23 protein-coding genes are annotated in these 23,191 nt (G+C 67.1%); 1 reads left to right on the top strand and 22 read right to left on the bottom strand.

Annotated elements, in window-relative coordinates; all coding sequences use genetic code 11:
* Nucleotides 1-40: 40 nt before the first annotated feature.
* The 15 genes from metK to L1080_RS09620 all read right to left on the bottom strand — a co-directional run bounded on the left by metK (nt 41) and on the right by L1080_RS09620 (nt 15,341).
* Nucleotides 41-1,255 (bottom strand): methionine adenosyltransferase, encoded by a 1,215-nt coding sequence (metK, locus tag L1080_RS09690; RefSeq protein WP_109330265.1) that lies wholly within the window; start codon nt 1,253-1,255, stop codon nt 41-43.
* Between the two features lie 134 nt (nt 1,256-1,389).
* The gene (coaBC, locus tag L1080_RS09685) at nt 1,390-2,688 is read right to left on the bottom strand and encodes a bifunctional phosphopantothenoylcysteine decarboxylase/phosphopantothenate--cysteine ligase CoaBC (RefSeq protein ID WP_250773506.1); all 1,299 of its coding nucleotides are present in this window, start codon (nt 2,686-2,688) and stop codon (nt 1,390-1,392) included.
* Nucleotides 2,689-2,702: 14 nt separating this feature from the next.
* The gene (gene rpoZ / locus L1080_RS09680) at nt 2,703-3,008 is read right to left on the bottom strand and encodes a DNA-directed RNA polymerase subunit omega (protein ID WP_109330269.1); all 306 of its coding nucleotides are present in this window, start codon (nt 3,006-3,008) and stop codon (nt 2,703-2,705) included.
* Nucleotides 3,009-3,057: 49 nt separating this feature from the next.
* Complete coding sequence (gmk, locus tag L1080_RS09675; protein ID WP_250773390.1) at nt 3,058-3,672, bottom strand: guanylate kinase; 615 nt, start codon at nt 3,670-3,672, stop codon at nt 3,058-3,060.
* A gap of 8 nt (nt 3,673-3,680) precedes the next feature.
* Nucleotides 3,681-4,001 (bottom strand): integration host factor, actinobacterial type, encoded by a 321-nt coding sequence (gene mihF, locus L1080_RS09670; protein WP_005262298.1) that lies wholly within the window; start codon nt 3,999-4,001, stop codon nt 3,681-3,683.
* Nucleotides 4,002-4,127: 126 nt separating this feature from the next.
* Complete coding sequence (gene pyrF / locus L1080_RS09665) at nt 4,128-4,967, bottom strand: orotidine-5'-phosphate decarboxylase (protein WP_250773392.1); 840 nt, start codon at nt 4,965-4,967, stop codon at nt 4,128-4,130.
* Entirely contained in the window at nt 4,964-8,332 is a 3,369-nt protein-coding gene (carB, locus tag L1080_RS09660) for a carbamoyl-phosphate synthase large subunit (protein WP_250773400.1), read from the bottom strand. The genes pyrF and carB overlap by 4 nt, the downstream gene beginning before the upstream one ends.
* The gene (gene carA, locus L1080_RS09655; protein ID WP_250773402.1) at nt 8,332-9,492 is read right to left on the bottom strand and encodes a glutamine-hydrolyzing carbamoyl-phosphate synthase small subunit; all 1,161 of its coding nucleotides are present in this window, start codon (nt 9,490-9,492) and stop codon (nt 8,332-8,334) included. Before carA ends, carB begins: the two co-directional genes overlap by 1 nt.
* Nucleotides 9,489-10,049, bottom strand: a complete 561-nt coding sequence (locus tag L1080_RS09650) for a PH-like domain-containing protein (protein ID WP_159922685.1) — start codon at nt 10,047-10,049, stop codon at nt 9,489-9,491. The genes carA and L1080_RS09650 overlap by 4 nt, the downstream gene beginning before the upstream one ends.
* Entirely contained in the window at nt 10,049-11,395 is a 1,347-nt protein-coding gene (locus L1080_RS09645; protein WP_250773412.1) for a dihydroorotase, read from the bottom strand. Before L1080_RS09645 ends, L1080_RS09650 begins: the two co-directional genes overlap by 1 nt.
* Nucleotides 11,392-12,336 (bottom strand): aspartate carbamoyltransferase catalytic subunit, encoded by a 945-nt coding sequence (locus L1080_RS09640; protein WP_159922689.1) that lies wholly within the window; start codon nt 12,334-12,336, stop codon nt 11,392-11,394. Before L1080_RS09640 ends, L1080_RS09645 begins: the two co-directional genes overlap by 4 nt.
* Nucleotides 12,337-12,966, bottom strand: coding sequence for a bifunctional pyr operon transcriptional regulator/uracil phosphoribosyltransferase PyrR (gene pyrR, locus L1080_RS09635; protein WP_250773415.1), 630 nt, complete (start codon nt 12,964-12,966; stop codon nt 12,337-12,339).
* Nucleotides 12,967-13,129: 163 nt separating this feature from the next.
* Nucleotides 13,130-13,639, bottom strand: a complete 510-nt coding sequence (gene nusB, locus L1080_RS09630; protein WP_250773416.1) for a transcription antitermination factor NusB — start codon at nt 13,637-13,639, stop codon at nt 13,130-13,132.
* Nucleotides 13,640-14,203, bottom strand: a complete 564-nt coding sequence (gene efp, locus L1080_RS09625) for an elongation factor P (protein WP_109330289.1) — start codon at nt 14,201-14,203, stop codon at nt 13,640-13,642.
* Between the two features lie 34 nt (nt 14,204-14,237).
* Entirely contained in the window at nt 14,238-15,341 is a 1,104-nt protein-coding gene (locus L1080_RS09620; protein WP_250773417.1) for an aminopeptidase P family protein, read from the bottom strand.
* A gap of 160 nt (nt 15,342-15,501) precedes the next feature.
* On the opposite strand from L1080_RS09620, the gene L1080_RS09615 reads away from it, so the two are divergent.
* Nucleotides 15,502-16,239, top strand: coding sequence for a B-4DMT family transporter (locus tag L1080_RS09615; protein WP_250773418.1), 738 nt, complete (start codon nt 15,502-15,504; stop codon nt 16,237-16,239).
* Nucleotides 16,240-16,345: 106 nt separating this feature from the next.
* Here L1080_RS09615 and aroB read toward each other — a convergent pair whose 3' ends face one another.
* From aroB to ruvX, 7 genes are all read right to left on the bottom strand, one after another.
* Nucleotides 16,346-17,452 carry a 3-dehydroquinate synthase gene (gene aroB, locus L1080_RS09610; RefSeq protein ID WP_109330293.1) on the bottom strand — a complete coding sequence of 369 codons (1,107 nt, stop codon included), beginning with the start codon at nt 17,450-17,452 and terminating at the stop codon, nt 16,346-16,348.
* 61 nt (nt 17,453-17,513) lie between these two features.
* Complete coding sequence (locus tag L1080_RS09605) at nt 17,514-18,020, bottom strand: shikimate kinase (protein ID WP_159922701.1); 507 nt, start codon at nt 18,018-18,020, stop codon at nt 17,514-17,516.
* A 38-nt stretch (nt 18,021-18,058) separates the two neighbouring features.
* Nucleotides 18,059-19,246: a chorismate synthase gene (gene aroC, locus L1080_RS09600; protein ID WP_109330297.1), complete on the bottom strand. Its 1,188-nt coding sequence runs from the start codon at nt 19,244-19,246 to the stop codon at nt 18,059-18,061.
* Between the two features lie 76 nt (nt 19,247-19,322).
* Nucleotides 19,323-19,970 (bottom strand): prepilin peptidase, encoded by a 648-nt coding sequence (locus tag L1080_RS09595; RefSeq protein ID WP_250773421.1) that lies wholly within the window; start codon nt 19,968-19,970, stop codon nt 19,323-19,325.
* A 90-nt stretch (nt 19,971-20,060) separates the two neighbouring features.
* On the bottom strand, nt 20,061-20,876 hold the full coding sequence (locus L1080_RS09590; protein ID WP_374434552.1) for a shikimate dehydrogenase: 816 nt from the start codon (nt 20,874-20,876) through the stop codon (nt 20,061-20,063).
* A gap of 1 nt (nt 20,877) precedes the next feature.
* Nucleotides 20,878-22,653, bottom strand: coding sequence for an endolytic transglycosylase MltG (locus L1080_RS09585; RefSeq protein WP_250773423.1), 1,776 nt, complete (start codon nt 22,651-22,653; stop codon nt 20,878-20,880).
* A complete protein-coding gene (ruvX, locus tag L1080_RS09580) occupies nt 22,650-23,189 on the bottom strand; it encodes a Holliday junction resolvase RuvX (protein WP_109330305.1) in 540 nt (179 codons plus the stop codon). Before ruvX ends, L1080_RS09585 begins: the two co-directional genes overlap by 4 nt.
* Nucleotides 23,190-23,191: the final 2 nt, after the last annotated feature.

The following is a 23,191-nucleotide window of genomic DNA, read 5'->3' as shown; positions in this document are numbered from 1 at the left end:
CCCTCCACCGGGAGGGCGCCCGCAGCAGGGCGGCTACCGATCAGAGACCTGCAGCTGCGCGCAGCTTCTCCGCCCGGTCGACGCTCTCCCAGGGAAGATCGATGTCGGTACGGCCGAAGTGCCCGTACGCGGCGGTCTGTGCGTAGATAGGGCGCAGCAGGTCGAGGTCGCGGATGATGGCGCCCGGACGCAGGTCGAAGGTTTCGGTGATCGCCTGTTGGATCCGCACCGGATCGGTCTTCTCGGTTCCGAACGTCTCCACGAACAGCCCGACGGGCGCAGCCTTGCCGATCGCGTACGCCACCTGAACCTCGATGCGATCCGCGAGACCTGCCGCGACCGCATTCTTGGCGACCCAGCGCATGGCGTAGGCGGCCGACCGGTCCACCTTCGACGGGTCCTTGCCGGAGAACGCGCCACCACCGTGACGGGCCATTCCGCCATAGGTGTCGACGATGATCTTCCGCCCGGTCAGCCCGGCATCACCCATCGGGCCACCGAGGACGAACTTGCCCGTCGGATTGACGAGAAGTCGAATGTTCGACGTGTCGAGCTCCGGCATCCGGAGGTCGGCGAGCACCGATCCGAGAACCTTCTCCCGCAGATCCGGTGTGAGGAGGTTGTCGAGATCGATGTCGGCAGCGTGCTGCGTAGAGATGACAACGGTGTCGAGGCGGACGGGCTTGTCCCCGTCGTACTCGATGGTGACCTGCGTCTTTCCGTCCGGCCGCAGGTACGGCAGGACGCCGGACTTACGGACCTCGGTGAGGCGACGTGAGAGCCGATGAGCCAGCGCGATCGGCAGCGGCATCAGTTCCGGGGTGTCCGTGGTGGCGAACCCGAACATCAGTCCCTGGTCGCCGGCCCCCTGCCGGTCGATGTCGTCGTCGGTCAGGCCACCGGTCCGGGCTTCGTGTGAATGGTCGACGCCCTGCGCGATCTCCGGGGACTGCGCACCGATCGCCACGTTGACGCCGCAGGAGTTGCCGTCGAAACCCTTCGCCGAGGAGTCGTACCCGATCTCGAGCACGGTGTCGCGCACGATCTTGGGGATGTCGGCGTAGGCGGTGGTGGTCACCTCTCCGGCGACGTGGACCTGTCCTGTGGTAACCAGGGTCTCGACTGCGACCCGGGCGCGCGGATCGTCCGTGAGGAGGGCGTCGAGGATGGAGTCGCTGATCGCATCACAAATCTTGTCCGGGTGCCCCTCGGTCACAGACTCACTGGTGAATAGCCGACTACCGGACTGGCTCACAGAATTCCCTCTCGACAGTTGTCTTCTGGACAGCGCTTGGAAACAGCTTAGCTATGTACCATCGCGAACGACCCTAGCGGCACCCCGGTATGAGTGACACCTTTACGCTCACCGAAACAACCGAGGATTTGTCCTCAGCCGGTCCGGAACAGGTGCTCGACGGCATCGAGCACCCGGCTCGCCATCAGTGCCTTCGAGCCGTGCTCGAGGGCGGACTCCGAACCGTCCGCGCCGAGTAGCCATCCGTCGTTGTGGTCGACCTCGAAGGCTTTGCCCTCCCCGACGGCGTTGACGACCAGGAGGTCGCATCCCTTCCGGGCGAGCTTCGCGCGCGCATAGGTGAGGACGTCTCCGTCCGCGTCACCGGTCTCGGCGGCGAAACCGACGATCACGGTGGCCGACGGAATCTCGCCTTCGGCCCGGGACTGCACCAGACCGGCCAGAATGTCCTCGTTCTTGGTCAGTGCGATGGAGTCGGGTTCTCCGGCGCCCTTCTTGATCTTGCTGGCCACCGTGGTGGACGGCCGAAAGTCGGCGACCGCGGCCGCCATCACGACCGCATCGAACTCGGGTGCGTGTTTGGCGACGGCAGCACGCATGTCCTCGGCCGTGCGCACGTGAACGACGTCGACGGCGGCCGGATCAGCGAGGCCTGCGGTGTATCCGGACACCAGCGTGACGTCGGCGCCGCGCTGCACCGCGAGGCGGGCGATGGCATAGCCCTGCTTCCCGGAGCTGCGATTGCCGAGGAAACGGACCGGATCGAGCGGTTCCCGGGTGCCACCGGCCGAGACGAGGATCCGACGCCCTTCGAGATCGCGCGGCAACGCGTCGGGCCGCTCGAGGAGCAGCGAGGCGAGTCCGACGATCTCGTCCGGTTCGGGCAATCGGCCGGCGCCGGTGTCCTTGCCTGTCAGGCGACCGGATGCCGGCTCGATCACCGTGGCCCCACGCAGGCGAAGGGTTGCCACATTGGACACCGTGGCGGGATGCTCCCACATCTCGGTGTGCATCGCGGGCGCGAACACCACCGGACATCGTGCGGTGAGCAACGTCGCGGTGAGCAGGTCGTCGGCCCGCCCGGCGACGGCACGGGCCATCAGATCCGCGGTGGCAGGCGCGATGACCACGAGGTCCGCTTCCTGCCCCAGGCGGACGTGCGGCACCTGCGGAACGTCGGCGAATACTCCGGTGTGCACCGGATTGCCGGACAGCGCCTCGAACGTCGCCCGGCCCACGAACTCGAGGGCGGACTCCGTCGGGATGACGCGCACGTGGTGGCCGCTCTCGGTGAACGCGCGGATGATCGCGCAGCTCTTGTACGCCGCGATACCGCCGCCGACACCGACGACGATTCGCTTACGTGCGACTGCGGAGGGGGCAGTTTCGGAGAGACCCGTCGCGAGCCCGGGGCTCGCCGCCTTGTCGGGCACGGCAGTTCCTCCGCTCACTCGCCTTCGGTGTGCTCGAGCAGATCGGAGTGGATCTCACGCAGCGCGATGGACAAGGGCTTTTCCTGCAGGCCCGGCTCCACCAGGGGGCCGACGTACTCGAGGATGCCGTCACCGAGCTGGTTGTAGTAATCGTTGATCTGACGGGCACGCTTGGCCGAGTAGATGACCAGCGCGTACTTCGACGAGGTGCGTGCGAGCAGCTCGTCGATCGGAGGATTCGTGATTCCGAGCGGTGTGTCATAGGCAGGCAGGGCGCCATGGCTGGGGGTTGCGGACGCGACTGCGGGGGTGCTGCTCACTCGGTATCTCCTGAAATAGTTCTGGCTAGTGGATGTGAGAACTAGTGGTCTACCCGGACTGTTCCCGGGGTCCAACCAACAAGGATACCAACTCGTCGCACGATCGGCTGACATCCTCGTTGACGATGACCTCGTCGAACTCGTCCTGAGCCTCGAGCTCGACCTTCGCGGTGGCGAGACGACGCTCCACCACTTCCGGCGATTCGGTGCCCCGGCCGGTCAAGCGCTCGACCAGTGCTTCCCAACTGGGCGGGGCCATGAAGACCAGAAGCGCCTCCGGCATCGCAGCCCGCACTGCCCGGGCGCCGGCGAGATCGACCTCGACCAGCACCGGTTTTCCCTGCTCGATGGCGCGGCGGACCGGTTCGGCGGGGGTCCCCGACAGCTGGAGGCCACCGTGGATCTCCGCCCACTCGAGCAGCTCGCCCGACTCGATCATCCGCTGGAATTCGTCGCGAGAGGTGAAGCGGTAATCCTTGCCGTCCACCTCGCCCGGGCGTGGGTTGCGTGTCGTCGCGGACACGCTGAAGACGAGCTCCGGCAGCCGTTCCCGCAACAATCTCACCACGCTGGACTTACCGACAGCCGAGGGGCCGGCCAGGACAACCAGCCGACCCCTCCGCACTGCGGTCTTTCTTTCTGACACTCGAGCGTCAGCTACCACTGTCGTGCTCAGGCCTCGAAGTCGAACCTGGCGAGCAGGGCCTTACGCTGCCGATCGCCGAGGCCACGGAGGCGACGGGTCGGAGCGATCTCCAGCTCGGTCATGATCTCCTGCGCCTTGACCTTGCCCACCTTGGGCAGTGCCTCGAGCAGCGCCGACACCTTCATCTTGCCCAAGATCTCGTCGTCCTCGGCGTCCTTGAGAACCTGCTTGAGGTCGGTGCCGCCACGCTTCAGGCGCTCCTTGAGCTCAGCCCTGGCTTTACGGGCAGCAGCTGCCTTCTCCAAAGCAGCAGCGCGCTGCTCATCAGTCAACTGGGGAAGGGCCACGGTTCCTCCGTCTCGTCGTTGGCAAATAGTCCAAACCACTGGATAACCAGCAGCGATAGCGACCGTACTCACGCCCGGCGCCGATTGCGAACCCACCCCCCGAGGTCAAAGCCGGATTCCGGTGGGCTATGAGAGTGCGGACTCAACCTCGTCACGAACCTTCACAGCGGCCGCACGCAGGGCCGTCACCGACGGACCCTCACGGAGAATACCGCGAGAACTGTTCGGCAGCAGCAACTTCCGGGAATCGGGAAAAATGTCCGCAAGGTCACGTGCTGTGGCACCCTGGGCACCCAGTCCCGGCGCCAGAATTGGTCCAGAAAATTCTGACAAATTCAGACCGTGTCCGCGTGTCGCACCGACTACCAGCCCGACCAGGTCGGATTCTGCCGCATTGTGCTCGGTCGCCGCATTCACCACGGACTGCGCCACCGACACGCCCCCGGCAACGTCAGCACGCTGCAACTCCCCGCCCTCGGGATTCGAGGTGCGAGCAAGCACGAACAGCCCGCGGCCCTGCTCCGCCGCCAGCGAGAGGGCCGGTTCGAGCGCACCGAACCCAAGATAGGGCGAGACCGTCACCGCATCGGAAGACAGCGCCGAGTCCGGGCCGAGCCACGACTGCGCGTAGGCGGCCATCGTCGACCCGATGTCACCGCGTTTGGCATCCGCGACGACGAGCGTCCCGGCCTCCCGGAGGACACAGATGGTGCGTTCGAGCACCGCGTACCCGGCCGAGCCGTACGCTTCGAAGAACGCCACCTGGGGCTTCACGACGGCCACCTCACCGACGAAGGCCTCCACGCAGATCTCGGCGAAGGCCTCGAGCCCCTCCGCATCGACCGGAAGGTCCCACGCCTCGAGCAACCCCGGGTGCGGGTCGATGCCGACGCACAGGCGGCCGCGGTGCTCGACCGCGGCCCTCAGCCGAGCACCCCACGCCTGGTCGTGGTGCCGATCCGTCACGAGGTGAGCGAACCCGTGTCGGAACCCTCGAACGGGGCCGGTGAGCGCAGCCGGGCATGCAACGCCTGCAGCGACTGAACGCCGATGTCGCCGCGGATCGCGGCCTCGATGCCCTGGACCGCAGCGGACGCGCCCTGCACGGTGGTGACGCAGGGGATGTTCACGCCGACGGCCGCGCTGCGGATCTCGTACCCGTCCACCCGGGGACCGGAGTTGCCGTACGGGGTGTTGATCACCATGTCGACCTCACCGTCACGGATCTGGTCGACGATGGTGCGGGCGCCCTCCTCGAGGGGCTCGCCGGAGTGCTTGTGCACGTCCTCGCAGACGATGCCGTTGCGGCGAAGGACTGCCGCGGTGCCCTCTGTTGCGAGGATCCGGAAACCCAGGTCGGCCAGCCGCTTGACCGGGAAGATCAGCGACCGCTTGTCCTTGTTCGCGACCGACACGAACACCGACCCGGAGATGGGGAGTGACCCGTACGCAGCTGTCTGACTCTTGGCGAACGCGGTGCCGAAGTCGGCGTCGATACCCATGACTTCGCCCGTCGACTTCATCTCGGGACTCAGCAGTGTGTCCACCCCGGTGCCGTCGGCGCGCCGGAACCGGTTGAACGGGAGAACGGCCTCCTTGACGGCGACGGGTGCGTCCGCCGGGGTGAAACCACCGTCACCGGTGGCCGGAAGGAGTCCGGTTTTCCGCAACTCCGCGATGGTCTCGCCGAGCATGACGCGGGCGCAGGCCTTGGCCAGTTGTACGGCCGTGGCCTTCGACACGAACGGCACGGTCCGGCTGGCACGGGGGTTGGCTTCGAGGACGTACAGGATGTCGTCCTTGAGGGCGTACTGCACGTTGAGCAGCCCCTTGACGCCGATACCCTTCGCGAGCGCCTCCGTCGAACGGCGGACGTTCTCGAGGTCGGCGCGCCCGAGGGTGATCGGGGGCAGGGCGCACGCCGAGTCGCCGGAGTGAATACCGGCTTCCTCGATGTGTTCCATCACTCCCCCGATGTACACCTCGTTCCCGTCGCAGAGCGCGTCGACGTCGATCTCGATGGCGTCTTCCAGGAACCGGTCGACCAGTACGGGCCGGTCGTCGGAGATCTCGGTGGCGCGGGAGATGTAGCTCTCGAGGGAGGCCTCGTCGTAGACGATTTCCATGCCTCGGCCACCGAGCACGTACGACGGTCGCACGAGCACCGGGTATCCGATGCCGGCGGCGATGTCGCGAGCACCGGCGAACGTGGTCGCCGTTCCGAACTTGGGCGCCGGCAATCCCGCCTCTACCAATACCTTGCCGAACTCGCCACGGTCCTCGGCGAGGTCGATGGCCTCGGGGCTGGTCCCCACGATGGGCACTCCTGCGGCTTTCAGCCGTTTCGCCAGACCCAGCGGTGTCTGTCCGCCGAGCTGCACGATCACGCCGGCGACGGTGCCGGACAGCGACTCCGCCCGGTACACCTCGAGCACGTCCTCGAACGTGAGCGGCTCGAAGTACAGCCGGTCGGCGGTGTCGTAGTCGGTGGAGACGGTCTCCGGGTTGCAGTTGACCATCACCGTCTCGTAACCGGCCTCGGACAACGTCAGGGCCGCGTGGACACAGGAATAGTCGAACTCGATGCCCTGACCGATGCGGTTGGGGCCCGAACCGAGGATGAGGACCTTCGGATGCTCCGTCTGCGAAGCCACCTCCGACTCGGCCTCCGGATCGAGTTCGTAGGTGGAGTAGTGGTACGGCGTCTTCGCCTCGAATTCGGCTGCACAGGTATCCACGGTCTTGTAGACGGGGTGGATGTTCCACTGCTCGCGCAGAGCCCGAACGGAATCTTCGTCACCCAGCTCGGGGCGAAGCGCCGCAACCTGCCGGTCGGAGAACCCGTGGTGCTTGGCGCGCCGCAGCACGCGCTCGTCCACCTCCTCGACCTCGCGCAGCTCGCTACCGAGCTCGTGGATCTGCAACATCTGGTCGAGGAACCAGGGATCGATTCCCGTGGCGTCGAACAGCTGCTCGAGGGTGGCACCCAGACTCATGGCCTTCTCGATGCCGTACAGCCTGCCCTCGTGCGGCACTGCGAGCTCGGCGAGCAGCGTGTCCAGGTTCTCGGTGGCCACCTGCGGCCCGGTCCAGAATCCGGTCTGCTTGGTCTCCAGCGAGCGCATGACCTTCCCGAGCGCCTCGGTGAAGTTGCGGCCGATCGACATGGCCTCACCGACCGACTTCATCGTGGTCGTGAGAGTCGCGTCGGCACCGGGGAACTTCTCGAACGCGAAGCGGGGAGCCTTCACCACCACGTAGTCGAGCGTGGGTTCGAAGCACGCCGGAGTTTCCTTGGTGATGTCGTTGACGATCTCGTCGAGGGTGTAGCCGATGGCGAGCTTCGCCGCGATCTTCGCGATCGGGAAGCCCGTCGCCTTGGACGCCAGCGCACTCGACCGCGACACCCGCGGATTCATCTCGATGACGACGAGGCGGCCGTCGGCCGGGTCCATCGCGAACTGAATGTTGCAACCACCGGTGTCGACGCCGACCTCACGCAGGATGTCGATCGACAGGTCGCGCATCGCCTGGTACTCGCGGTCGGTGAGAGTCATCGCGGGAGCGACGGTCACCGAGTCACCGGTGTGCACGCCGACGGGATCGACGTTCTCGATGGAGCAGACGATGACCACGTTGTCGCGGCCGTCGCGCATCAGCTCGAGTTCGTATTCCTTCCACCCGAGAATCGATTCCTCGATGAGCACGTTGGCGGTGGGCGACGCAGCCAGTCCGCCACCGGCGATGCGGGCGAGGTCCTCGTCGTCGTACGCCATGCCGGACCCCAAGCCACCCATGGTGAACGACGGCCGGACCACCACGGGGAAACCGAGTTCGGCCACCGTATCGCGGACCTCGTCCATCGTGTAGCAGACCCGGGACCGGGCCGACTCGCCACCGACCTTGGCGACGATGTCCTTGAATTTCTGGCGGTCCTCGCCGCGCTGGATCGCTTCGAAGTCGGCGCCGATCAGTTCGACGTCGTACTTCTCGAGGATCCCCTGCTCGTGCAGGGCCACTGCGGTGTTGAGCGCGGTCTGACCACCGAGGGTCGCGAGAACGGCGTCGATGGGGTGACCGTTCGCGGCCTCGAGGGCGATGACCTTCTCGACGAACTCCGCCGTGATCGGCTCCACGTAGGTGGAGTCGGCGAACTCGGGGTCCGTCATGATGGTGGCCGGGTTCGAGTTGACGAGGCTGACCCGCAGGCCCTCTTCGCGCAGCACCCGGCACGCCTGCGTACCGGAATAGTCGAACTCGCAGGCTTGGCCGATGACGATCGGGCCGGAGCCGATCACCAGGATGTGGGAGAGATCTGAACGGCGTGGCATTACTTCTTGACTCCCTCGAGCAGGCTGGTGAATCGGTCGAACAGGTAAGCAGCATCGTGTGGGCCGGCGGCGGCCTCAGGGTGATACTGCACCGAGAAGGCCGAGCCGTCGAGCAGACGGACTCCTTCGACGGCGCCGTCGTTGGCGCAGGTGTGGCTGATCACCGCCCTGCCGAAGGGCGTGTCGAATTCCTGCCCGGCCTCCCCCTCGAGCGCGAACCCGTGATTCTGTGCGGTGATCGCGATGCGTCCGGTTTCGTGTTCGATCACCGGGACATTGATTCCGCGGTGACCGAATTTCATCTTGTAGGTGCCGAGGCCCAGCGCGCGGCCCAGGATCTGATTGCCGAAGCAGATACCGAACAGGGGCAGGCCCTGCCCGATTACTTCCTTCGTGAGATGTACGGCGCCGTCAGCGGTGGCCGGGTCGCCCGGACCGTTCGAGAGGAACACGCCGTCGGCCTTCAGGTCGAGGATCTGCTCGAGCGTCGCATCGGACGGCAGAACGTGTACGCGGATACCCCGCTCGGCGAACATGCGCGGGGTGTTGGTCTTGATACCCAAGTCGATTGCGGCGACCGTGAAGCGGGCCTCTCCCCCGGTCGGCTCGACGACATACCCGCTGGTGGTGCTCACCTCACCCGCGAGATCGGCGCCGAGCATCGACGGCTGGCTCTTCACGCGCTCCAGCAACACCTCCGGCTCGGCGAGCGCATCTCCGGAGAACACTCCGGCCCGCATCGACCCCCGGGTGCGCAGGTGGCGCACGAGGGCGCGGGTGTCGATGCCGGCGATCCCCACGACACCCTGCTTCACCAGTTCGTCCTGTAGCGACCCGGTCGCGCGCCAGCTCGAGGTGCGGCGCGCAGGATCGCGGACCACGTAACCGGCGACCCAGATCTTCGCTTCCGCACTGCTGCCGGTGGGACCGACGGACTCGGCGTCTTCGTCGTTCCAGCCGGTGTTGCCGATCTGGGGCGCCGTGGCCACCACGATCTGGCGGTGATAGCTGGGGTCGGTCAGTGTCTCCTGGTAGCCGGTCATGCCGGTGCTGAAGACGGCCTCGCCCAGTGTCTGCCCGACGGCACCGAACGTGGTGCCGCGAAAGATCCGGCCGTCCTCGAGGACCAGTACTGCCGAGTCGGTGTCATAGCCGCTCATGCGTTCTCTCCGTTCTGCTCGACCTCGCCAGAGCTCGCCGCATTCGCTGAATCTTCACTGTCTGTGGTGCCGCCCGACTCGCCCGAGTTGACCCAGGCGGGGTAGACGGACTTGTCGTCGCTGCGGAATCCGGTGTCGATCTCGGTGCCGGACGGCAGTGCCCATCGGATCACCAGGAGTCCGTCCTTGCTCATGACCTTGCCGGCGAGGCCACGCTCCGTGCGCACCGCACGAATCGCGTCCTGCGGGATCCAGATCGCCGAGGCGCCGTCCCTTTCGAGCAGGATGCCGGAGTGGTACCGCGAGATTTCACCGGTGGCCCGGAACCCGAGGTCCCCGACCGCAATTCGGTCCTGCCAGCTGGGTGCAAGCGTGCTGCCGACGTAGAGTCCGGTGGCCGGCGCGATCGTCTGCGCACCGAGGTGGGCGGGAACGGACGGCAGCTGACCGATGCGGTCGGCCTGCCGACGGGCCCGGCCACGCCACCCGACGTACATGAGGTAGATCGCCAGCGCCCAGAAGGCGGCCAGCCCGACGATCCAGAGGATTCTCTCCATCACTGCCCTCCGCCGCTGTGTACGGGAGTGCGGACGTCACCATTCCGCGCGGTGATCCGGCCCCGGAGGATGGTGGTGGTGACCCGCGCCGGCAGCGTCATCGACTCGTACGGCGTGTTGGACGCCACGCTGGCGAGTGCGGGCCCGTGCACAGTCCATTCGGCATCCGGATCGACCAGCACCAGGTTGGCCGGTTCACCGACGGCGATGGGCCGCCCCTGGTCGTCGAGTCCGACGATCTCTGCGGGACGTTCGCTCATCACGCGGGCCACCCCACGCCAGTCGAGCAGGCCCGGCCGGACCATGGTCATCGCGACGATCGACAGCGCCGTCTCCAGACCCAGCATGCCGGGACGGGCCGCGGCGAACTCGCAGCACTTGTCCTGCTCGGCGTGCGGGGCGTGATCGGTGGCGACGCAGTCGATGACTCCCTCGGCGAGACCGGCGCGCAACGCCGCGACATCACTGGCTTCGCGCAGCGGCGGGTTCACCTTGTTGACGGCGTCGTACGTTTCGAGACGTGAGTCGTCGAGAAGCAAATGGTGCGGCGTCACCTCGGCAGTGATCGAAATGCCCTGCCCTCGCGCCCATTTCACCAACTCGACCGTTCCGGCGGTGGAGGCGTGGCAAATGTGGACACGGGCGCCGGCATCGCGGGCGAGCAGCGCATCACGGGCGACGATCGATTCCTCGGCTGCACGAGGCCAGCCGGCCAGGCCCAGCCGGGCCGCGGTCGGGCCTTCGTGGGCGACGGCACCGACGGTCAGCCGGGGTTCTTCCGCGTGCTGGGCGATGAGCACACCGAGTGAGCTCGAGTACTCGAGGGCGCGGCGCATGAGCAGTGGGTCGTAGACGCAATGACCGTCGTCCGAGAACATCCGGACCCGGCCGGATCCTGCGGCCATCGTCGCCATCTCGGCGAGTTGCTTCCCCTCGAGCCCGACGGTGACGGCCCCGACCGGATGCACGTCGACGAGCCCGACTTCCTGCCCGCGGCGCCACACGTGGTCGGTGACGACCACCGAGTCGGCGACGGGGCTGGTGTTGGCCATGGCGAACACTGCCGTGTACCCACCGAGCGCAGCCGCAGCCGAACCGGAATCGATGGTTTCGGTGTCTTCGCGGCCCGGCTCACGCAAATGTGTGTGCAAATCGACGAATCCGGGCAGCAGAATCTGGCCGGCCGCATCGAGGACCTCGGTTTCTGCAGCAGCGGACTTCGCGGCGTCCGCGCCGAGGGCAGCGACGAGTCCGTCGTCGAGCAGCACATCCGTGGGTTCGCCCTCGCCGTACAGCAACGCGTTCTTGATGAGCACTGTCTCTCCTGTTTCTGTCGAGTTGCTCATCCGGCAACTTCCTCGGCACCGACCAGCAGTCGGAACAGCACGGCCATACGCATGTGCACTCCGTTGGTGACCTGTTGCAGCACAGCGGCTCTCGGGGAGTCCGCGACTGCGGAGGCGATTTCCATACCGCGCAGCATCGGACCCGGGTGCAGCACGACGGCATGCTCCGGGAGCAGAGCGAGGCGCTTCTCGGACAGTCCGTAATTGATCGAGTACTCACGCTGGGATGGGAAGAATCCCCCGTTCATCCGTTCCGCCTGCACGCGCAGCATCAGGACCGCATCGAGCCCCGGGAGTTCGGCGTCGAACGAGTGGGCCACCGTGACCGGCCAGGACGAGGCACCGACCGGAAGCAGCGTGGGCGGTGCCACGAGAACGACCTCGGCACCGAGCATCGACAGCAGCAGCGCGTTGGACCTGGCCACCCGGCTGTGCAGGATGTCGCCCACGATGGCGATGCGCTTGCCCTCGATGTCCCCGAGTCGCTGCCGCAGCGTCAGTGCGTCGAGCAGTGCCTGGGTGGGATGCTCATGGGTGCCGTCCCCCGCGTTGATGATCGCCGGTCCGCCGTCGTCCTGGCCGGCCGTCCACGAGGCGATCTGGTGAGCGGCGCCCGAAGCCGGATGGCGCACGATCAGCGCGTCGGCGCCCGCGGCACGCAACGTCATCGCCGTATCACGCAGCGATTCGCCCTTCGAGACCGACGAGCTCGAGGCGCTGACATTGATCACATCCGCGCTCATCCACTTGCCCGCGACCTCAAAGGACACCCGGGTCCGTGTCGAGTTCTCGAAGAACACGGTCATGACGGTCCGGCCGCGCAGGGTAGGCAGCTTGTGAACCTCGCGCCCGAGGAGGGCCTGTTCGAAGCGCTCCGCCTCGTCGAGAAGCTCGACCGCCGATCCTCGGGTCAGGTCCGCAATCGACAACAGGTGCTTCACTTAGCTCTTTCCCCCGGAGATCATGACCGCGTCACGGCCGTCGTGTTCGCCCAGGAGAACCTTGACGTCCTCGGTTCGGGCGGTCGGCACGTTCTTCCCCACGTAGTCGGCGCGCAATGGCAGCTCCCGATGGCCGCGGTCGACGAGGACCGCGAGCTGAACAGCGCGTGGCCGTCCCAGATCACGCAGGGCGTCGAGAGCCGATCGGACGGTGCGACCCGAAAACAGCACGTCGTCGACCAGCACCACCAGCGCGTTGTCGACACCGCCGTCGGGGACGGAGGTCCGCTCGAGGGGGCGGTGCGGCTTGGTGCGCAGGTCGTCGCGGTAGAGGGTGATGTCGAGTGAACCGACCGGCGGACGCACACCCGAAAATTCTTCGATCTTCGCAGCAAGACGCGCCGCGAGGGTCGTACCGCGGGTGGGTATCCCGATGAGGACGACGCGAGGCGCTTCACCGTCGGCGGCGTCGATCGCGGTCTTCTCGATGATTTGATGCGCGATACGCGCAATCGTGCGGCCTACATCCGCGGCGGACAACAACTCACGCGCGGGCTCGACTACCGGTGACGACTTCGGTGTTGCTTCTGCCGGTTCCTCGGCAGGGCGGGACCCTTCGGGCACGCGCATACAACGACCTCCTTCTCCGCCTCACTGGACGGATCGTTAAAGGATGCCTGACGCGGCCAGCTTAGCAGCGCGCCGAGTTGCGCCAGGCCGGGGCCCCGGCCTCCGGTTCCCGCCCGCCGCTCGGCCTGAGGGACGCCGCGGGACCGGAGTGAGGCAGATCAACCTACGAACGCGGAACGTCCGGCTCGTCGCTTCCTGGTTCGACACGCCGGGAGGTGGCCGCGGCAGCCGACCGCACCTGCGGGGCAACCAGCACCACCTGGCCGAGGACGCCGTTGACGAATCCCGGCGAGTCGTCGGTGGAAAGCTGTTTGGCCAGTTCCACCGCTTCGTCCACCGCCACGACCGGCGGGACATCGGTGGCATGGAACAGCTCCCACACGGCGATCCGCAGAATCGCCCGGTCCACCGCCGGCAGCCGCTCGAGCGTCCAGTCCTGCAGGTGCGAGGAGATCACCGCATCGATCCGGTCGAGGTTTTCGGCCACGCCGGTGACCACGGTGACGGTGTACGGAGCGACGGGCGCAACGGACTCGTCCTTGCCGGACATGTCCGCCCGCTCGGTCGCGAGATCGACCGGGTCGAGGTCGCGCGCTTCCGCTTCGAAGAGGAAGTCGACGGCGCGCTTACGGGCCTTGTGCCGTGCGCCGAGCTTCTTATGGGTACCGGACACTCAGGAATTCACACGCCCGAGGTAGTTGCCGTCGCGGGAGTCGACCTTCAACTTGTCGCCGGTGTTGATGAACAGCGGCACCTGAATTTCGGCACCGGTCTCGAGGGTGGCGGGCTTGGTGCCACCGGTGGAGCGGTCGCCCTGCAGACCCGGATCGGTGTGCTTGACCTCGAGCTCCACCGTGACGGGCAGCTCGACGAACAGCGGGACGTCCTCGTGCACGGCAACCTGGACCGCCATGTTTTCGAGCATGAAGCGTGCACCGTCGCCGACCGTCGCCTCGTTGATCGAGATCTGGTCGTAGGTGTCACCGTCCATGAAGATGTAGTCGCTGCCGTCGTGGTAGAGGTACGTCATGTCGCGTCGGTCGACGGTGGCAGTCTCGACCTTGACGCCGGCGTTGAAGGTCTTGTCGACGACCTTGCCCGACAGCACGTTCTTCAGCTTGGTTCGCACGAATGCGGGGCCCTTGCCCGGCTTGACGTGCTGGAACTCGATAATCGTCCACAGCTGGCCCTCGATCTGCAGGACCAGGCCGTTCTTGAAATCACTAGTGGAAGCCACTTGCTTCGCGTCTCCTCGATAAGGTCGAAACCGTCTACACGACAGTCAGGTCTTTGGTGGTGAGGGTGAGTAGCTCCGGACCCTGCTCCCGGACCACGAGCGTGTCCTCGATCCGCACGCCTCCGCGCCCGGAGAAATACACGCCCGGCTCGACGGTCACCGCCGCACCGTCCAGAAGTGTACCGGTGCCCAGCTTGCCGATTCCGGGTGCTTCGTGGATTTGCAGGCCGACGCCGTGCCCGAGCCCGTGCAGGAACAGCTCTCCGTAGCCCGCTTCCTCGATCACGCTGCGGGCTGCCGCGTCGACGGCGGTGACCTCGGCGCCCGGCCGCAGGGCGGCACATCCGGCCGCCTGCGAGCGAGCGACCAGGGCGTACACCTCGCGCTGCCACTCGGCTGCCTGTTCGAGGATGTACGTGCGCGTCATATCCGAGTGGTAGCCACCGACCTCGGCCCCGAAATCCAGTTTGACGAAGTCGCCGCGCTGCAGCACCGCCGAAGTGGGACGGTGGTGGGGAATTGCCGAATGGGCACCCGCCGCGACGATCGTCTCGAACGAAATGCCGTCGGCACCGTGATCGAGCATCAAAGCCTCGAGCTCGCGCCCCACCTCTTTCTCAGTGCGTCCCGGCCGGAGTCCGCCACGCTCGAGAAGGTCGGCGAGCGCGGCGTCGGCGGCAGTGCACGCCGCCCGGAGCAACGCCACTTCGTAGTCGTCCTTCACCATGCGCAGCTCCTCCACCAGCCCGGGAACCGGTTCCAGGCGCGTATCGGGGGCGAGCAGCGACCACGCGGCGAACTCGTCCACCGTGACGACATGACTTTCGAAGGCGAGCGACGACGCCGTCCGGCGGGCGACCGACTCGACGAGGTGGGCGGCGCTGGCGCGGGCGATTTCGGCCCGGAGGTCGGGTACCTGTTCGGCCACCTGGGTGAGGTAGCGCCCGTCCGTGCAGATCACCGTGCGTTTCTCGGCGCCGTCGGCGTCCGCCGCGTCGACGAGCACTGCGGCATTGGACCCGGTGAAGCCGGTGAGGTACCGCACGTTCACCAGGTCCGTCACGAGAAGTGCGTCGAGATCGCGGGCGGCGAGCGCCGCGCGCAGTGCCGCGCGCCGCGAACCATGATCAGCAGGCATGTCAGCAAACGTACCGGCATTGCCACCCGCCCCGCTGACGAGGGACACGACCCGCGCGACGGCGCCGAGATCGACCACCATCGGCGGTGAGAACAGGTTGCAGACAGCGCGTCTGTGGGTTAGACCACACGCCGGAAAACCTTCTCGTTACGCTGTGCCCATGAATGCGTGGGTGGTACGCGGCCTCGGGATGGCCCTGATACATATTTTGGTTCGTGTGTTGCTCGGTGCGGCAATCACACAGTGGCCCCTCCAAGGTTCGATCCTGAGGTGGGTGGCTCTGCTGGTCGTGGTGTTGGTGGCGTTGATCTGGGCGGGTATCGACGGCATCCGGGACCGGCATCGCAACCCGGACCCCGACCAGGGTGCCGACCTCACCATGCTGTGGCTGAAGGCAGCGTTGCTCGGCGGCATCGTTGCGGGGGTCGGCAGCTGGCTGGCCGATCTGTTGCCCTCCCTCAACGTCACGCAGAACTCGTTCTTCTTCGAAATCACCTCCGGTGCCGCCTTCACTGTCCTGCTCATCTTCGTTCCGGCCATGCTGGCCGTCTTCCTGGGCCGTTTCTTTGCCGGGCGTGACGCCAAGAAGGCATCGCAGGGGCGTGGCGGCGACCGAGATGCCCGGCGGGGTGCCGGATCGGCGGCAGGCGCAGCAGCGGGAGGTACGGCAGCCGCTGCTGTCGCCGACGACAACGGCTATGGGCAGCACTATCCGGACGGGACGTACGACCAGACCGGTTACGCCGATCCCGATGCCGACACTGCGGTTTTCGAACCGGTACACAACTACCGCCAGGACACCTCGGACCTCGATGCCGGCGAGGGGCAGGACACCACCTGGCAGGAACCCGTCGACCTCGGCAAGCGCAACCCCGAAGAGCCGAAACGCGGCGAGTAACCGCACGGGTCGGTCTGGTCCGAAGACGCCGCCGCGGCGGAGGTGAGCAGGGTGCTCGCCTCCGCCGCGGCGTGTCTCGGCATCAGAGAAGTGTCGTGTTCCTGGGTCAGAGAAGGACCGCGCCGCCGGCGGTCTCCTCGCGTGCGACGGCCGAGTACGCCGCGACGAGCAAGGATGGGTCCGGGCCCTCCAGACGTCCGGGCTTTGCCAGTCCGTCGAGAACCACGAACCGCAGCACGCCGGCGCGATTCTTCTTGTCGGTCTGCATTCCCTCGACCAGCTGACCGAACGCGTCCGCGTCGTACGTCGTGGGGAGCCCGACCAGTTCGAGGATCCGGCGGTGCCGATCGGCGGTCTCGTCGTCGAGCCGGCCGGCCAGACGGCCGAGCTCGGCCGCGAACACCAGTCCGACCGACACCGCGGCGCCGTGACGCCAGCGGTAGCGCTCGCGCCGCTCGATCGCATGACCCAGCGTGTGCCCGTAGTTGAGAATTTCCCGCAAATCGGATTCGCGGAGATCGGCCGCCACAACCTTGGCCTTCACCTCCACCGAACGCTTGATCAGTTCCGGCAGCACGGACCCGGTCGGGTCGAGCGCCGCCTCGGGATCACTCTCGATGAGGTCGAGGATCACGGGGTCGGCGATGAATCCGGTCTTGATGACCTCCGCCATCCCGGCGACGATCTCGTTGCGGGGCACGGTCTCCAGTGTCACGAGGTCGATGAGCACGGCCGACGGCTCGTGGAACGAACCGACAAGGTTCTTGCCCGCCTCGGTGTTGATTCCTGTCTTTCCGCCGACCGCGGCGTCGACCATGGCGAGCAAGGTCGTCGGCACATGGACCACCCGCACTCCGCGCATCCAGGTGGCTGCGACGAATCCGGCGAGGTCGGTGGCCGCGCCGCCGCCCAGGGAGACGACGGCGTCACTGCGGGTGAGTCCGATCCGGCCGAGCACCTCCCAGCAAAAGCCGGCCACGGCCAGATCTTTGCCGTCCTCGGCGTCCGGAATTTCGATCCGGTGAGCGTCGATGCCCTTCTCTGCGAGTGCCGCCCGCACTGCCTCCGCCGTTTCGGCCAGCGGCGGCTGATGGAAGATCGCCACCGTCCTGGTTCCGGCGAGCTCGTCCACCAGCTCACCGAGCAGACCACGCCCGATGATCACCGGGTAAGGGTGTGCCGTCTGCACCTGTACACGTACCGGTTCGGTCACCGTCTGCTCCGCTCCGTCTCGTCCGATGTTCTCGGATCACCTGTTCCGCCGGGGTCGCACCTCATCCGGCAAGTTTCGCGACCAACTGCTGCACCACCCGCGCAGGGCTACGTCCGTCCGTCCGTATCCGAATGGACGCCACCTCGCGGTACAACGGCCGACGTCTGCGCATCAACTCGGCGTACTTTTCGCGGGGGTCGCCACCGGCGAGCAGGGGACGTGCAGTGCTCGTTCCTGTCCGTTTCAGGCCCTCACCCACGCTGATCTCCAGATAGATCACCGTGTGGCCCTTCAGGAGTGCCCGAGTGCGCTCGGACAGTATCGAGCCGCCTCCGAGCGAGACGATACCCTCGGAACTCTCGATCGCCTTGCGGACGATCTCCTCCTCGAGGGCACGGAATGCGGGCTCGCCGTCTTCGACGAAGATCTCCGCGATGGTGCGCCCCGCTTCCTCCTCGACCGCCGCATCGGTGTCGAAGAGCGGCAGGTCGAGGGCCTGCGCAAGACGTCGGCCGATGGTCGACTTGCCCGCTCCCGGGGGGCCGACGAGCACAGCTTTCGGTGCCACGGCCCGTCACCGCCTCGTTTCGACGGCGGACGGGGCGGTCATCGCGCGAGCCGCGCAGCGACACCGGAGGCGTAACGCTCGAAGTTTGCGGCCGTCTCGGCAATGGAGTCGCCGCCGAACTTCTCGAGTGCAGCCTGGGCCACAACCAGTGCGACCATGGCCTCCGCCACGACGCCTGCGGCGGGCACGGCGCACACGTCGGAGCGCTGATGAATCGCGACGGCTTCTTCACCCGTCGACATGTCGACGGTGGAAAGGGCGCGGGGAACGGTCGAGATCGGCTTCATCGCGGCGCGCACACGCAGTGCCTCACCGTTGGTCATGCCGCCTTCGAGCCCGCCGGCGCGATTGGTGGATCGCAGAATGCCATCGGGACCCGGGCGCATCTCGTCGTGTGCCTGGCTGCCGCGGCGGCGGGCTGTCTCGAAACCGTCGCCGACCTCGACACCCTTGATCGCCTGAATGCCCATGAGCGCCGATGCGAGGCGGGCGTCGAGACGATCCGCGCCACTGATGAACGAGCCGAGACCCACGGGGAGCCCATGCACGACCACCTCGACGACCCCGCCGAGGGTGTCGCCGTCGCGCTTGGCCGCCTCGATCTCGGCGATCATCGATTCCTCGGCTGCCTTGTCGAACGCGCGCACTGGGCTGGCATCGATCGCCGCGATGTCGAACGCCGTCGGCTCCACACCGACGTACGGATCGGACGCACCGATGGAAATGACGTGTGAGAGCACCTCGACGCCGAATACCTGGCGGAGGAAGTTGCGGGCGAAGGTCGCAGCCGCGACGCGCGCCGCGGTTTCACGCGCGCTCGCCCGTTCGAGAACGGGACGGGCGTCGTCGAAACCGTACTTGAGCATGCCGGAGTAATCGGCGTGCCCGGGTCGCGGTCGAGTGAGGGGTGCGTTCCGCGCCTGATCGGCGAGCAGATCGGGATCCACCGGATCGGCAGACATGATGGTTTCCCACTTGGGCCACTCGGTGTTGCCCACCTCGACCGCGATGGGCCCGCCGAGCGTCCGACCGTGGCGCACACCTCCGACGATGGTGACCTTGTCGGCCTCGAACTTCATGCGTGCGCCGCGCCCGTAACCGAGACGCCGTCGCGCGAGTTGAGTCGAGATGTCCTGGGACGTCACTTCGACGCCCGCAACCATTCCCTCGAGCATCGCAACGAGGGCGGGACCATGGGATTCTCCGGCAGTTATCCAGCGCAGCACGACCAATATCCTTCCACGTCGCCGCGACCCGCAGTGACGGTGGTCCTCCCAACCCGGCGCGGACCGAAGACGGCGCTCACGGAAGGTGCGTGGCCAGCAGCGCGAGGACGGTCGCAGCGCACATGGCCGGCCCGTGGGGAACACTCGTCGGAGAAGCCGCGTCCGACCCCCGGCGCGAAGGGCGCGACCGTGCCCTGACCAGTGCGACGCACCCCGCAGCGGCCGTGAACGCCGGTGCCAGGAAGGCGGCCCACACCCACGCTCCTCCCCCACCCAGTGCGGCCAGCGCGCCAACACCCAGCGCGAGCTTGACATCGCCCGCCCCCAGCGATCCGGGCGCGCAGAGATACAGAAGGAGATACGCCGCCGCGAGAAGTACGCCCCCGATCACTGCGGCCGGCGCCTGACCGGAAATACCAGCAAGGACGACGACCACCGCGAATCCGGGCAGAGTCAGGATGTTCGGCAATCTGCGCGCACACCAGTCCGTGGCGGCGAGGCTGACGCACCACCATCCCAGCAGGACGGCGACAGGAACCAACGCGGGTTCCGGTTCCCGGCCCGAGGATCCGCACCACACCGCGACCGCCACGCCCGCAGCGCACGAACTTTCACACCATCCGGGTCGCACGGCCGCGTCGCCGACGAACCTCTTCGCCGTACGCCGCGCGCACCATCCTGCGCCTGCGCCGGCGAGTACGCCGACCGAGATAAGCAACCACATGGACACAGCGTGACCGGCGCACGGGAAGCCTCGTCGACGACGACCTGCAGAAATCCCCTGGCCTGTGGAGAAACCGGGGCCTGTGGACAACTAGCCCAATGCGGCCGCCATGGCCTCTCTCGGCGCAGGCCGGCCGGTAAACTGCTCCACTTGCCCGAAGGCCTGGTGGAGGAGCATCGACAACCCACCGACGACCGTTCCACCGGCAGCTTCTACTGCTGCGGCCAACGGTGTCGGCCAGGGGTCGTAGATCGCGTCCAGCACGAACGGCGCCTGTCCGAGGACATCCGCACAGTCGATGATTGCGGCGGACGGCACGGTGCTGACGAGGGCGGCCGCTCCGGCGCACCGCGCGGCAAGTTCGCGGCTGTCGAAGCCGAGGAGTCGAACCTCGAGACCGATCGCCTCGGCACATGCCAGCGCGCCCGCGGCCCGACCCTCGTTCCGGGCCACCACGGTGACGCTCTTCACACCCATGTCGGCGAGTGCCACCAGCGCCGGCCTCGCCGTCCCGCCCGCGCCCACGACCACGGCGTCGGCTCCGGCAATCGTGCCGATCCCGCCCGCGGTCAAAGCACCCCGGACGCCGTCCACATCGGTGCAGTCCGCACGCCATCCGCCCTCGATGCGAACCAGCGTGTTGGCGGAGCCGATCGTCACCGCGCGCTCGGTCCGCTCGGTGGCGAAGTCGAGCGCCGCAATCTTGCCCGGCATCGTGACCGACAGGCCCACCCATTCCGGGCCGAGACCGGACACGAGACCCGGAAGACGTTCCCCGTCACACTCGATGCGCTCGTAGGTCCAGTCGGTCAGTCCGAGCGCCCGATACGCCGCGAGATGCAGCTGCGGAGACCGGGAGTGGGCGATCGGGCTTCCCAGGACAGCAGCCTTGCGTGCCGACCTCACGTCACCGTCCACTGTCGAGGATCCCGTTGTTCAGCGCCTGGTCGATGTTGGACAAGTGCTCCTCATAACTCTTGGTGAACAGCGTCGTCCCCTTCGCGTCCACGGTCACGAAATAGATCCAGTCCCCCGGCTCCGGGGATTCGACGGCCTGCAGGGCCGCGATACTCGGCGACGAGATCGGGGTGGCCGGCAAGCCGGGGCTGGCGTAGGTATTCCACGGGGTGACCGTCGCCCGATCCGCATCGGTGGTGGCCAATTCCGTCGTGTCGAGCGCGTAGTTGACCGTCGAGTCGAACTGCAGCGCCTGGTTGACCGCCAGCCGGTTCAAGATGACGCGCGCCACCTTCGCGAAGTCTTCGGGCATCGCCTCCCGCTCCACCAGCGACGCGGCGATGAGCATCCGGTAGGGGGTTAGGCCCACCACGTTTCCCGCGGTGAGGATGCCCGTCTCCTCGTAGCTCGCCGCGCTCTCGGTCACGAGCTTCCGTAGGATCTCGGCAGCACCGGCCGTCGGATCGAAATCCCAGCTGCCGGCGGCGATGAGACCCTCGAGCTGCCGGTCCCGGTCGGGTACGCCGGCAACGGCATCTCTAGCCCAGTCCGGTACCCCGAGTGCGCCGATGTCGCCCGCACCGGCGATGTTCAGTTCGTCGTAACTGATGCACCGTTCCTGCCCGGCCTCGCCCAGGCAGCTTGCCTCCGAGATGAGGGTGTAGATCCCCTTCTTCACTGCACCCGTCTGCACGTCGGTGGTGTCGTGGAGCTGACGGCCCTCCGAAATGATCATCTGGCCCACACGCGACGCCGGATCGACGAGTTCTCGGACGGCGTCCACGGCAGGGATCTGTGTCGAGAGACTGTAGAAACCGGGCTGCACCGAATTCATCGCAGTGTTCTGGACCGCGGCGTTGAAGAAGGCCGATCCGCTGGCCACCACGTCTCGCTCGGCCAGCGTGGACGCGATCTCCTCCGCGGTGTCCCCCGCATGGACCTGGACCACGACTTCGGGTCCGCCCGGACCTGTGTAGTCGGCCGGGGCGTCCGGGCCACCGAAAAAGAGCTTGCCGCCGACGAAGACCATTCCCGCCAAGACGACCAGTACGACTGCGGCCGCCAGCGCTCCGAGGATCTTGCCCCTGCGTGCCCGGCCGCGGGACTTCTGCTCGCGTCGCGCGTGCACGCGCGACGGCGGGGCGGGACGCTCAACGGGAATGACGGCGATGACCTGGGTTTCGGCCTCGTCGAATGCGGCGTCGGCTCTCTCGTACGGTGCGTCATGTCGCCCCTCGACGGAGACATGGTCATCGACCGGCAGGCTGTCGTACTCGCGTTCGTGAACTTCGCGCTCGTCATACGCCGCCTCGCCATACGCCGCCTCGCCATACGCCGCCTCGCCATACGCCTCCTGGTCATACGCGGACCGGTCGTACGTGTGCTCGTGGGCGGGCTCGTCGAGGGGGTCCTCACGGTAGCGATGCACGGGCTCGTGGTGCGCAGCTTCCGAGTGGGCCGCATCCTGGCGCGCGAGGTAGTCGGGACCGGGCTGGTGGTGGCCGTACACACGATCATCGAGCGCGGAATCGTCGTAGCCGGTGCGGTGGTGACCGAGTTCGGCCGCTTCCGCCTGGTCCGGAAAATCAGAGCGCTCGGGAATGGACTCGTACTCGTACTCGTACTCGACCGGTTCGTCTTCGTCGAGATAGCGGTGTCGCCGCGGTTCACGGGGAGGATAGTCGAAACCAGGCTGTTCCCCTGCCGGCCGCCGATGATTGCTCACTGGCCCGCCTCCGGTTGCTGCCTGTCCCCGACTGAATCCCCTGCATTCACCGACCTGCTCCGCTCGTCCAACCACCCCTGCAAGATCGCCACCGCCGCGGCCTGGTCGATCACCGTACGCTGGCTTCTCGCACTGACACCGCTCTCGCGAAGCGCCCGCGTGGCGGTGACGGTGGTCAGACGCTCGTCCGCCATCCGCACCGGGATCGGATCCACCGCCCTTCGCAATCGCTTCGCGAACACAGTAGCGATCGAGGCGGCCTTGCCTCGTTCGCCCCGCAAGGTCTGCGGCAGACCGACGATAACCTCCACGGCCTCGTATTCCTCGACTATGTCGGCAATGCGCCGGATATCCGGCGCGTCGGGGCCGCGTTCCTTCGACCGGGGAACCGTTTCGACCGGGGTGGCGAGAACCCCGTCGGGGTCGCTCGAGGCGACTCCGATCCGGACGCTCCCCACGTCGATACCGATGCGCCGACCGCGCCCAGGGTCGTCGACGCCCGGTCGATCCGGACCGCCCTGTTCCGCGCGATGCACCG

It is taken from the genome of Rhodococcus sp. MSC1_016, assembly GCF_023667485.2.
Lineage (GTDB): Bacteria > Actinomycetota > Actinomycetes > Mycobacteriales > Mycobacteriaceae > Rhodococcus_F > Rhodococcus_F oxybenzonivorans.
The sequence above is the reverse complement of the archived record's forward strand: the minus strand, read 5'-3'. Positions and strand labels throughout refer to the sequence as shown.

Coding starts and splice junctions, on each gene's coding strand:
- carB (WP_250773400.1), bottom strand. CDS start 8,332: ATGCCACGCCGTTCAGATCTCTCCCACATCCTGGTGATCGGCTCCGGC.
- carA (WP_250773402.1), bottom strand. CDS start 9,492: ATGAGCGGCTATGACACCGACTCGGCAGTACTGGTCCTCGAGGACGGC.
- L1080_RS09650 (WP_159922685.1), bottom strand. CDS start 10,049: ATGGAGAGAATCCTCTGGATCGTCGGGCTGGCCGCCTTCTGGGCGCTG.
- L1080_RS09645 (WP_250773412.1), bottom strand. CDS start 11,395: ATGAGCAACTCGACAGAAACAGGAGAGACAGTGCTCATCAAGAACGCG.
- pyrR (WP_250773415.1), bottom strand. CDS start 12,966: ATGCGCGTGCCCGAAGGGTCCCGCCCTGCCGAGGAACCGGCAGAAGCA.
- L1080_RS09620 (WP_250773417.1), bottom strand. CDS start 15,341: ATGCCTGCTGATCATGGTTCGCGGCGCGCGGCACTGCGCGCGGCGCTC.
- L1080_RS09615 (WP_250773418.1), top strand. CDS start 15,502: ATGAATGCGTGGGTGGTACGCGGCCTCGGGATGGCCCTGATACATATT.
- L1080_RS09595 (WP_250773421.1), bottom strand. CDS start 19,970: ATGTGGTTGCTTATCTCGGTCGGCGTACTCGCCGGCGCAGGCGCAGGA.